Consider the following 11180-nt stretch of genomic DNA (forward strand, 5'->3'; position numbering starts at 1 on the left):
GCGGCAGATGTGGAAGTCCCTGCATCTGCCCGGGCTGATCGACATCCACACCCACTTCATGCCCAAGCCGGTGATGGACAAGGTCTGGGCGTACTTCGATTCGGCCGGACCACTGATCGGACGGGAGTGGCCCATCACCTACCGGGCCGACGAGGACATCCGGGTCGCGGGCCTGCAGGGTTTCGGATTGCGCGGTTACTCGTCGCTGGTGTATCCGCACAAGCCGGACATGGCCGAGTGGCTTAACGGCTGGGCATCGGACTTCGCGGCGCATCACCCGGACTGCCTGCACACGGCCACCTTCTACCCGGAAGAGTCCGCACCCTCCTACATCTCGCACGCGATCCAGCGCGGCACGCAGGTGTTCAAATGCCACATCCAGGTCGGAGACTTCTCGCCGATGGACTCGCTGCTCGACGGGGTGTGGTCGCAGATCGCCGACAGCCAGGTGCCGGTGATCATCCACTGCGGGTCCGGGCCGGCGCCGGGCACTCACACCGGGCCCGAACCGATCGCCGCGCTGCTGCGCCGATTTCCGTCGCTACCGCTGATCATCGCGCACATGGGCACCCCCGAGTACGTCGAGTTCCTCGACCTCGCCGAGCGCTACCCGAACGTCCGCTTCGACACCACGATGTCGTTCACAGACTTTGCCGAGGAAAGTGCACCGTTTCCGGTCGACGCATTGCCCCGTCTGCTCGACGTCGGCGATCGCATCATGTTCGGCAGCGACTACCCCAACATCCCCTACCCCTACACGCATGCGCTCGAAGCGGTCGTGCGTCTCGATCTCGGCGACGACTGGGTTCGCGGCGTGTTCTACGAGAACGCCGCGCAGCTGTTCGGGATCGGCACTCCGTGAGGCGTGCGCTCAGAGCACCTGAGACAGGAAGTTGCGCAGCCGCTCCGACGACGCGTCGGTGAACAGCTGCTCGGGCGGCCCGGTTTCCACCACCGCGCCGTGGTCCATGAACAACACGTGATCGGAGACGTTGCGCGCGTAGCCCATCTCGTGGGTGACCACCACCATCGTCATCCCCTCCGCCGAGAGGTCCGCCATCAGCGCAAGGACCCCTTTGACGAGTTCGGGGTCCAGCGCGGAGGTGGCCTCGTCGAAGAACATCACCTGCGGTGACATCGCCAGCGCACGGGCGATCGCCACCCGCTGCTGCTGGCCGCCCGACAGATTGCCCGGCCGCACATCGGCTTTCGCGCGCAGACCGACGACGTCGAGTTGCCGCAACGCAACCTCGTGCGCCTCGTCTTTGCTCAACCCACGCAGCTTGCGCGGACCCAACGCGATGTTCTGCGCCACCGTCTTGTGCGGGAACAGATTGAAGTGCTGGAACACCATGCCGATGCGACGGCGCAGTTCATCGGGATTGTCGCGCAGCACCGAACGGCCGTCGAGCGCGATGTCACCCTTGTCGGGTTCGTGCAGCCGGTTGAGCACCCGCAGCAACGTCGACTTCCCTGACCCGGACGGACCGATGACAGTGGTGGTGGTGCCGGCGTCGACGGCGATGTCGACACCGCGCAGCACATGGTTCTTGCCGAACGACAGATGCAGATCGGTACCGGTCAGCGACACCGCATCGCGGGTGGTGGTCTCAGACACTGCTCAGCCTCTCTCGACGGCAGTCGGGGGTACCGGATCCTCATCTACCTCGACGGATCGGCCCGTCCGTAGGCGGGCGTCGATGTAATTGACCAAATGGGTCAGCGGAATGGTGAGCACCAGGTACACGATGCCCGCAGCCACCAGCGGCGACAGATTGCCGGTCTGGGCGTTGAGGTCACGTCCCACCGCGAACAGTTCGCGTTGACTGGCCAGCAACCCGAGGAAATAGACCAGCGAACTGTCCTTGATCAGGGCGATGAATTGGTTCATCAAGGCCGGAAGGACGCGGCGCACACCCTGGGGCACCACGACGAGCCGCATCGACTGCCGGTAACTGAAGCCGATGGCGCGTGACGCCTCCATCTGCCCGTCGTCGACGCTCTGGATGCCGGAGCGGAAGATCTCGCCGATGTAGGCCGCAGAGAGCAAGGCGAGCGCGACCGCGCCGAGCCAGTACGGATTGTTGCCGGTGATGCCACGCACCACCGGGCCCACTCCGAGCCCGACGATGAGGATCACCACCACCGCGGGCAGGCCGCGGAAGATGTCGGTGTAAATCCGGGCCGGCCAGCGCAGCCAGCGGGACCGGGAGATGCCCGCGACCGCCAGCAGCATGCCGAGGATGGTGCCCAGCACCCCGGAAACCAGCGACAGGATCAGCGTGTTGACCAGGCCGGTCTTGATCAGGTCGGGGAACGACTCCTTGTACAGCCCCCAGTCGAAGAATGTCGCGCCGAGTTGTTCCAGGGTGCTCTTCGGTGCGGTGTCGCCGGCAGCGGTGTCGTCGGCATTCTCGCGGGCGATCGCGGCGAAGTCAGGCAGTTCGGGTTCCGGCGCAGCCTTACTGCCCGGTTTCCAGCCGTCGGGTAGCTCGCGCGGAACCCAGTCGGCGTACAGGTCCGCATAGGTGCCGTCGGCGATCACCGCGTCCAGACCGGAGTTGAGGGCCTCGGTCAGATTGGGTTTGTTCTTGCCGATCGCCCAGGCGATGAAGTTGTTGACGCTGAATGTGTTCTCCACGATCGACGCGTTGTCGCCGGGCTGCACCGACCCCTCGGCCTGCTGCGACGGCGCCACCCAGGCATCGATCTGCCCGGCCTTCAGGTTCGCGTAGGCGGTGGCGTAGTCGGGGAACTTGACCGGGTCGAGCCCGAGCGTGTTGACGACGTAGTCGTCCTGCACGGTGCCCTGCACGACGCCGATCCGCACGGAATCGTTCAGGTCGCCGAAGCCTTGGACCGCACCGCCGTCCGGCGCGACGAGCGAGAAGTAGCCGAAGTCGTAGCCGTTGGTGAAATCGACGGTTCGGCGACGCTCATCGGTCGTGGTGATCGACGACGAGCCGACATCGAAGCGGTTGGTGGCAACCTGCGACAGCAGCCCGGCGAACTCGGTCCCGGCGAACTGGATCTGCAGGCCGAGCTTGGCGGCCACCGCTTTGAGAAGCTCGTTGTCGAAGCCGGTGAACACGCCCTGGCCGTTGACACAGATGCTCGGACCGGCGTCGGACAGGGTGCCCACTGACAGCGTGCCGGGCGTGAGTAGCTCGAGCTGACTCACGTCGATCTGGTCGATCGGCGTGGTGGTGGCTGTGGTGAAGCGGTCTTCGCCGCCCTGCTCGGCGGCCGCAAGGTTGAGCGGAGCCGCCGACGCCGACTCGACGCCGGGCGGCGCGCAGTTGTCGGTGGGAGCGGCAGCTGCCCGCGGCATTCCGATCAGGCCCGTCGTCGCGAGCACTGCGGCGACGATCAGCACCACCGTGACGCGTAGGGGCCGGGAGAGGGGTGTCACCTCTGCACAGTAGCGAGCACGGTCACGCGACCACTCATGCCCGACTCATCGCGCGCGAAAGTCGGCCTACGCCGAGGAGCGCCCCGCCATCCGAGCCCGGACCTCCGGCCGTCGCAACGGCGGCACCGTCTTGGGCGGTTGTCGCCGCTCGGGGAGCGCGTCGAGGAGTTCGTGCGTGGTCTCGGTGACCTTGCGCACAGCCTCCTCGAATGCCTCGGCGTTGTTCGCCGACGGGTGCCGGATGCCGCTCACCTTGCGGATGTACTGCCGGGCGGCGGCTTCGATCTCTTCGTCGGTCGCCGCGGGCTCCAGACCACGCAGTTCGGTGATGTTGCGGCACATGCTGGGCTCCTCGGGGCAGGGATGCGGTCGACGGCCTCGATACGCGTCGGGCTCGCAGGCTCGCTCGCCGCTATCCGACCACCAGTGGGTTCGAACCCCGAGCGGTGTCCGCCCTCCGGTGGTCGAGTAGCCGACGAGCGTGCGAGTCGGCGTATCGAGACCCGCCCACCGCGTCGTCAGTCGGCGACCTTGACGACCGCCTTCCCCAGGATCCGCCCCTGCGCCAGATCGGTCAATGCCTTGGGCAGTTCGTCGAGGGAGTAGGTCACGTTGACCTGCGGACTCATCCCGGCATCGATCATTTCAGTGAGCTCGTCGTGCAGCAGCGCCGGCAGATCGGGGTGGGTGCGCACATATTCGCCCCAGGCCGCGCCGACCACCGAGATGTTGCGGAACAGCACCCGGTTGAGCTTGACCGTCGGGATACCGCCGGCCGCGAAACCGATCACCACATAGCGGCCGTCCGGCGCGACCTGGCGCAGCGCCTCATCGAACACCTCACCGCCGGAGGGGTCCAGCATCACGTCGACACCCTCGGGTGCGATCTCCTTCAGCTTGGTTCCCCAACCGTCCTCGAGCTGCACGATCTCGTCGGCCCCGGCGCTGCGCAGCAGTTCGTCGGCTCCCTTGCGGTGCACGATCGCGATGACCTTGGCGCCCATCGCTTTCGCCACCATGATCGAGGCCGTGCCGACACCACCCGCGGCGCCCAACACCCCGACGATCTCGCCCGGCGCGGTCTGGGCGCGCACCTTGAGGGCGAACAGCGCGGTCTGGTAGTTGATGCCCATCGCGGCACCCTGATCGAAGGTGATGCCCTCAGGCATCGGCAACAGTTGCCCGGGCGACGCGGCGACCTGCTCGGCGAACCCGCCCACGATCGAGGCGACGAGCACCTTGTCCCCGGCCTTCACCGAAGACCCCTCGGGGGCCTCGCGGACCACGCCGGCCACCTCGGTTCCGGGCGTGAACGGCGTGGGCACCCGCAGCTGATACTTGCCCTGACTCATCAGTAGGTCGGGGAAGCACACACCGCACGACTTGATATCGACCAGGACCTGCCCGTCGGCAGGTTTGGGATCGTCGACGTCGGTCAGTTCGAGTCCTTCGGGACCGTTCTCTGCGGTCAGCACCTGTGCTTTCATAGGGCTCACCCTACTGTGCGCCGGGGGTCGACCGGATAGGATCTGCCTCATGACCGGATCGTCGACGCGGATGTCCGCAGCACCTTCTCCCGAGCGTCTCGAGGTGGCCGAGCAGGCCCCCGGTTTCATGCCGCTCGACGAGGCGCAGACCCTGTTCGAGATCGCCGGAGAGTATCTGTCACAGCCGAATTCGACCCGGATCGGGGTGGAGATCGGAACCTACTGCGGCAAGTCGACGGTATTCCTGGGTGCGGCGGCCGAGTCGGCGGGGGCAACGATCGTGACCGTCGACCACCATCGCGGTTCCGAGGAACACCAGCCTGGCTGGGAATACCACGACACCTCGCTGGTGGACCCGCACACCGGCACCCTGGACACCTCGGCACGATTCCGACGCACCATGTACGACGCCGGGCTCGAGGGCACGGTCATCGGCATGCTCGCCGGATCGGCGACGGCAGCGAAGGTGTGGGGTAAACCCGCCGACTTCGTGTTCATCGACGGCGGCCACAGCATGGCTGCCGCGCAGAACGACCTCGACGGCTGGGCCCCGTGGGTCCGCATCGGTGGCGCCTTACTCATCCACGACGTGTTCCCGAATCCCGCGGACGGTGGCCGCCCGCCGTTCGAGATCTACCAGCAGGCGCTGGCCACCGGTCAATTCACCGAGGTCCGCGCCGAGGGCTCGCTGCGCGTGCTGCGTCGCGATGCCGGCACCCCCGGCGAGCCCCTCCCCCACCCCTAGCCACGCACGGCCGGTTCCTCCCCCGGGTATCACCAGACTCTCCACGAGTTCAGAGGGGGTCTGGCGATACCCGGGGGAAGAACCGTCACTGGACAATGCCGGCCGCCCGAAGCGCAGCGATCACCCTGGGATGGAGCACCTTTGGCCGTCGCGCGTCGGACCATGTCCAACGAACGACCTGTGGCCCTGTGGCTCGAATCGCGTCCTCACGCAGCTTCTCGTCGTAGATGACATCCTCGGGCAAGCGGTCGTCAGCGAACGGCTTCGTACGGTGATACTTGAAACGCCCGTCGAACTCGCCGACCACTCGGAGCCGCCCGCTGCGATCACGCCAGCCGAAGTCACCGCGTACCGTCTGTCGGCGCCCCCCGAGCTCGACCTCGATCTCAACTTGCAACTCAGGAACGGGGATCAAGGGACAGTCGGCCAACCCGACACGACTCACGGTTTCACCAACACTCTCCGACAGGCCGTTGGCCAACACCAACGCCGACCGCAGCATCGCAATGCCGCGTCGGCGGGACAGGAGCTTGAGCTGCGTGTCGAGTTCGGCTGTCGTCACACCGAGGTGAAGCCCCGAGTCGAGGACGCAGACTGCCTGCACGAGGGTGCCCATCCGCGCAACGTCGCACACCGATCGAGCCAGCGATGTCACCTGGGTGTCGTCGACGACGACGATGTCGGATTCGCGTAACGCCGCTTGATGGATGATGCCGCGTTTGATGTGCTTTCCCGTTGTGGTGGAGGTGAAGTGGACCATCGAGAAGTCCGGGTTCAACATCGGGATGCGATGCATGGCTGCCGCCGAGAAGTGGCTGGCCGTGCGATTGGGGCCACCGTTGAGCGACGCCGCAATCACCGTGGCGCGGTATCTTTCCAACTTGGCCGCGTATGACAGCGTCGATTCGTCTCCGGCAACGGGTAGATAAGCTCCGTGCCAGACCCGCTGCGAACTTCCGGCATGCACCTCTCGGTTCAGCTCGCTGTCGGTCCGGCCGGCACGGATCGCGTCTGCGCGGAAGACGAGATCGCGGGGACCGATGTTGTTCTTGTCCATGGCCCGTGATCATGCCCGCTTCCGAGCACAACGCGATTCATCCATCCACAGGCCCACTCCCCATGGTTCGTCCCCCGGGAATCGCCATCTCCCCCTCAAACGCACGGAGAACCTGCGGATACCCGGGGGACGAACACCCAAGGCAGTCAGGACGATAGGGCGCGGATCTTGCCGAGGACGTCCGGGTAGCGTTGCAAGTGGGCGCCGCCGTTGAGGTCGAAGGCGGAGCCGGTGATCCACGCAGCCTTCTCGGAGGCGAGGTACGCGGCCATGTCGGCCACCTCTTCGGGACGGCCGCTGCGACCGAGCGGGGTGTTCTCGAGGTACTCGTCGACGAGGCCCGGCACCAGCGCGAGACCTTCGGTGAGGGGCGTGTCGACGAGGCCAGGAGAGATGGCGTTGACCCTGATCTTGCGCGGCGCCAGTTCGAGGGCCGCGACCTCGACCAACATGGTGACCCCGGCCTTCGCCGCACAGTAGGCGCCCATCCCGGCCCCGGGTTGGCGACCGTTGAGCGAGGAGATCACCGTGATGCTGCCGCCGTCGACCATCCGCTGCCCGGCGTGCTTGAGCACCAGGAACGACCCGGTGAGACATACGTCGATGCTGGTCTGCCACTGGTCGAGTCCCAGTTCGGTGAGCGCTCCGGGAACGGTGAGACCGGCGCAGCTGACCACCGCCTCGAGTTCGTCGACTGACGCGAATCCTGCGGCAACCGACGACTCGTCGGTGACATCCAGGGTGACCGCACGGCCGCCGATCTCCTCTGCCGCGGCGAGGGCGGCGTCGCTGTTCACATCGGCGACCACCACCGAGAACCCCTCGGCAGCAAGCACCCTCGCCGTGGCCAGCCCGATGCCCGATGCGCCGCCGACGACGACCGCGGTGGGTGTCATCGTGGCACCCCCTCAGCGGCATCGGCCCGATCGCCGGCGAGGTGGCGGGTCAGGAAGGCTATCTGATGGGCGACCGCGGGTTCGAACCAGTCATTGCCTTCGAAGACGTCGAAATGGTCGCAGGGGTAATGCCGAACCTCGGCGCGCGCCTTGAACCCGGCCTTGGCCGCAGCATGTGGTGGCGCACCCTGGTCGAAGTCCGCGATCTGCATGAGCACTGGCGCCGTGACGTTCTCGGCGGCCTTGTCGGCGCGGAAGCTGCCCAGTTCCAAGCCAACCGAGGCGTCGACCTCGTTGCGCCATGACGGCCCCGCGATGGCGAGGTAGCTGTCGTAGAAGCCGGGCGAGGTCAGTGCGGCCTTCTCCCCCGGCCGGCCGACGACCGGCATCATCGTCGGCGCACGGCCGGTCTTGACGGCCAACGTACTGCCGATGCCGACCGCGGTGGAACGCAGCATGGCGGCGGCGCCAACCTGCGGGTAGTGGTGGATTCCGGCAGCGAGCCCGTTGACGAGCGGCACCATGCTGATCACCGCCGCGATGTCGGTGCGGCCGCCGCCGACGATGAGCGCATGACCGCCCGATTGCGATATCCCCCAGAGAATCACCCGCGTGGGATCGACTCCCGGTTGACGCTTCGCGGCGACGATGGCCGCACGGTAGTCATCGGCCTGACCGGTCATCGAGATCCGCTGGCGCGGTGCTCCGTCGGATAGGCCGAAGCCGCGATAGTCGAAGGCGAACACCGCCAGACCCGCGTCGGCGAGCCGACGCGCGTACGGTTCGAGGCCGGAATCCTTGGTGCCGGCAAAGCCATGCGCCATCACCACGACGGGACGTCCGGAGGGCGCATCGAAGGCCGAATCCGTTGCGCCGGCGAAGAACCAGGCGTCACACGCGGTGCCGCGCGAATCGAAGGTCACGGTCTGTCGGTTGATTGTCATTCCTGCGCTCCCGCCGCCACCGCGGTCCGCTGCTGCGCGCGCTCGCCTACCCGCGACCATGGCGGGCTCCCCTGCGCTGCTGCACGTTTCATCCCGGACGGAATCTCCTTGGTGCGAATGTCGTGTTCGTAGAGATAGTGGTCGAGTTGTTGAGTGTGTCGCGGGCGGTCCAGCATGTGTCCGGTGAAGAACTGCATGTCCTCGGCAATGACCCGTCGCATGTCGTCGACACCCGGTAGCCGATAACGGCCGACCGCGTAGGCACCGATGAGCCGCGATTGGCATTCCACGAACGGGAACAGGGTCGGCGTCGCCTGCGCGAACCCGGCGAAGACGAGATCGTCGATGCCTGGGTAGAACATCCGCTTGTAGAGGTCGATGCGATTGTCGGGCGCACTGATGAAGTCCGGATCGAAGAACGGAAAGGTGATGTTGTACCCGGTTGCGTAGATGATGATGTCGAAGTCATCGGATGTGCCGTCCTCGAAGTGCACGGTCGAACCGTCGAGTCGGGAGATGTTCGGTTTCGGGATCACATCACCGGATCCGAGGCGTAGCGGCAGTTCCACCGACTGCGTCGGATGTGCCTCGAAGAACTTGTGATTCGGCGTCGGCAGGCCGTAGTCCTCAGGTCGACCAGCGGTCATCGGCTGCATCACCTGCATGAACTTGCGCTGCCACGACCACGGGATGTACGGCGAGGTGTGGTAGTACTTGTCGGCCGGTTGCCCGGCGAAGTATTTCGGCACGATCCACGCGCCCGAACGAGTGGACAGCGTGAGCGTGTTGTCGAGCGCCTTCGACGACAACTCGACCGCGATGTCGGCGGCGCTGTTCCCAAGCCCCACCACCAGGATTCGTTTGCCGGTGAAGTCGTGTGGGGTCTTCGGATCGATGTAGTGGTGGGCATGCATCTCGAGGCCGTCGAAGGTGCCCGGGAAGTCGGGCAGGCGCGGGTCCCAGTGATGGCCGTTCGCCACGATCAGCAGGTCGAAGTAGCGGGTCTCACCGCACTCGGTGGACAGTTCCCAGCCGCCCTCATCGAGCCTGCGGGCGTGGGTGACACCGTTGCGGAACTCGATGTTGTCCAGCAATCCGAAGACCTCGGCGTAGGAGTCCAGATACGCCTTGATCTGGGTGTGGTGTGGGAAGTCGGGGTACTCCTTGGGCATCGGGAAGTCACGGAAGCTCAGCTGATGCTTGGAGGTGTCGATGTGCAGGGAACGATAGGCGCTGCTGTGCCCGTTCGGATTGCCGAAAGCCCAATTTCCCCCGATCCGATCCGAGGATTCGAAACAGGTGTACGGCACGCCGTAGTCCGCCAGCATCTTGCCGGCGGTGAGGCCGCTGATGCCAGCCCCGATGATCGCGGTTCGCGGTAGGTACGTGGTCATGTTTCCTCATCGAACGGCCCACAACGACAGGCAGTAGACAGATTGCATATTCTGTCTACCGCATCCGGGCTGGCGAAGTGGACAGAATCCGGGATTTGTCTACGATTTGCTAGGGTTCGGTTGTGAGCGAGGCATCGACCGACAGCCGTCCGACCAGCACGGTGAGCGGCCGACTCCTGGACGCGACGGAGAAGCTGCTCGCCGACAAAGGAATTCGCGCCACCACGATGCAGCAGGTGGCCGAGACCGCGGGAGTTTCGCGCGCGTGGCTCTATCGCCACTTTCCGGACAAATCCACGCTGATCGGCGCCGCGATCGTGCGATTGAACGAATCGTTCTGGTCCGGTGCCGTCGGCGAACTCGATCGAATCGAGGGTTTCGACCGGCAAGTGGCAGCCGGGGTGCGGATCGGACGTGGCGCCTACGACGACCCGGGCACCTTGCTGATGCGCCTGCGGACCGAGGAGCCCGACGACTTCGCGGCGTGTGCCGGCGCGGGTGTCACCGGCCTGGTACCCGATCTGTCGGCGTTCTGGCGCCCGTACGTCGAAGCGGCCACCGACCGTGGCGAGATCCACCCCGCCCACGACCTCGCCGAGGTCTCCGAATGGGTTGCGCGCGTGCTGATCAGTCTCGGGACGGTGCCGTCGGAGACCATCGACCCCGACGATCCGGACGCGGTGCTGCGGCATGTGCGGAGATACCTCATGCCCGGTTTGCGGGCTGATCCGCGGGACGTGGCGGGTGGTCTCGATACGCCGCTCGGCTAGGAGACTGCTGAATAATTGGGGGGGATTCCGGCGCGGGAATGCGCTGGTTTTGGCCGCCGTGCTGGGATCCTGAGGTTATGCAGGGTGAGTCGGATCGCCAGGGTGAGTTTCTGGATGTGAACTCAGTGGTGGGTCATTTGTTGGCCGAGGGCAGCGTGTTCGCCTTTCTGGCCGCCCATCGTGAGCAGTTGTTTCCTGCGGAGATGTTCGCGGACCTGTTCCCGAGTGGGAGGGGTCGTCCGTCGATCCCACCGGCGACGATGGCTTCGGTGATCGTGCTGCAAACCTTGCAGGGACTCTCTGATCGGGAGGCCGCTGATGCGGTCACTTTCGATCTGCGGTGGAAGGCTGCGTGTGGGTTCGTGTTGGGTGACAAAGGTGTTCATCCGTCCACGTTGACCTACTGGCGGCGGCGGCTGGCGGCCAGTGATCGGCCACACCGTATTTTCGAGGTGGTGCGTGAGGTCATCACCGC

12 protein-coding genes are annotated in these 11180 nt (G+C 65.8%); 4 read left to right on the plus strand and 8 right to left on the minus strand.

Annotated elements, in window-relative coordinates; genetic code table 11:
- Positions 1-7 precede the first annotated feature (7 nt).
- On the plus strand, positions 8-862 hold the full coding sequence (locus tag ACIGKQ_RS11555; protein ID WP_266061676.1) for an amidohydrolase family protein: 855 nt from the start codon (positions 8-10) through the stop codon (positions 860-862).
- Between the two features lie 9 nt (positions 863-871).
- Here ACIGKQ_RS11555 and ACIGKQ_RS11560 read toward each other — a convergent pair whose 3' ends face one another.
- The 4 genes from ACIGKQ_RS11560 to ACIGKQ_RS11575 form a co-directional block, all read right to left on the minus strand.
- Complete coding sequence (locus ACIGKQ_RS11560) at positions 872-1618, minus strand: amino acid ABC transporter ATP-binding protein (protein ID WP_266061641.1); 747 nt, start codon at positions 1616-1618, stop codon at positions 872-874.
- A 3-nt stretch (positions 1619-1621) separates the two neighbouring features.
- A complete protein-coding gene (locus ACIGKQ_RS11565) occupies positions 1622-3331 on the minus strand; it encodes an ABC transporter substrate-binding protein/permease (protein ID WP_235723595.1) in 1710 nt (569 codons plus the stop codon).
- 147 nt (positions 3332-3478) lie between these two features.
- Positions 3479-3754 (minus strand): DUF2277 domain-containing protein, encoded by a 276-nt coding sequence (locus ACIGKQ_RS11570; protein ID WP_235723515.1) that lies wholly within the window; start codon positions 3752-3754, stop codon positions 3479-3481.
- Between the two features lie 176 nt (positions 3755-3930).
- Positions 3931-4899: an NADPH:quinone oxidoreductase family protein gene (locus ACIGKQ_RS11575; protein WP_235723514.1), complete on the minus strand. Its 969-nt coding sequence runs from the start codon at positions 4897-4899 to the stop codon at positions 3931-3933.
- Between the two features lie 49 nt (positions 4900-4948).
- Here ACIGKQ_RS11575 and ACIGKQ_RS11580 point away from each other — a divergent pair, with 49 nt between their 5' ends.
- Positions 4949-5644 (plus strand): class I SAM-dependent methyltransferase, encoded by a 696-nt coding sequence (locus ACIGKQ_RS11580; RefSeq protein ID WP_235723513.1) that lies wholly within the window; start codon positions 4949-4951, stop codon positions 5642-5644.
- A gap of 85 nt (positions 5645-5729) precedes the next feature.
- On the opposite strand, the gene ACIGKQ_RS11585 is transcribed toward ACIGKQ_RS11580, so the two are convergent.
- The 4 genes from ACIGKQ_RS11585 to ACIGKQ_RS11600 all read right to left on the minus strand — a co-directional run bounded on the left by ACIGKQ_RS11585 (position 5730) and on the right by ACIGKQ_RS11600 (position 9935).
- Positions 5730-6701, minus strand: a complete 972-nt coding sequence (locus ACIGKQ_RS11585) for a hypothetical protein (protein ID WP_396573687.1) — start codon at positions 6699-6701, stop codon at positions 5730-5732.
- Between the two features lie 146 nt (positions 6702-6847).
- Entirely contained in the window at positions 6848-7597 is a 750-nt protein-coding gene (locus ACIGKQ_RS11590; RefSeq protein ID WP_235723511.1) for an SDR family NAD(P)-dependent oxidoreductase, read from the minus strand.
- Positions 7594-8541, minus strand: a complete 948-nt coding sequence (locus ACIGKQ_RS11595) for an alpha/beta fold hydrolase (RefSeq protein WP_328714839.1) — start codon at positions 8539-8541, stop codon at positions 7594-7596. Before ACIGKQ_RS11595 ends, ACIGKQ_RS11590 begins: the two co-directional genes overlap by 4 nt.
- Positions 8538-9935, minus strand: a complete 1398-nt coding sequence (locus ACIGKQ_RS11600; RefSeq protein WP_287015352.1) for an NAD(P)/FAD-dependent oxidoreductase — start codon at positions 9933-9935, stop codon at positions 8538-8540. The genes ACIGKQ_RS11595 and ACIGKQ_RS11600 overlap by 4 nt, the downstream gene beginning before the upstream one ends.
- A 122-nt stretch (positions 9936-10057) precedes the next feature.
- On the opposite strand from ACIGKQ_RS11600, the gene ACIGKQ_RS11605 reads away from it, so the two are divergent.
- A complete protein-coding gene (locus tag ACIGKQ_RS11605; protein ID WP_235723508.1) occupies positions 10058-10705 on the plus strand; it encodes a TetR/AcrR family transcriptional regulator in 648 nt (215 codons plus the stop codon).
- Positions 10706-10782: 77 nt separating this feature from the next.
- Positions 10783-11180: transposase (locus ACIGKQ_RS11610; RefSeq protein ID WP_396573691.1), on the plus strand; the 398-nt coding region annotated here is incomplete at its 3' end.

The sequence above is a fragment of the Gordonia sp. NPDC062954 genome (genome assembly GCF_044543825.1).
GTDB classification, from domain to species: domain Bacteria; phylum Actinomycetota; class Actinomycetes; order Mycobacteriales; family Mycobacteriaceae; genus Gordonia; species Gordonia tangerina.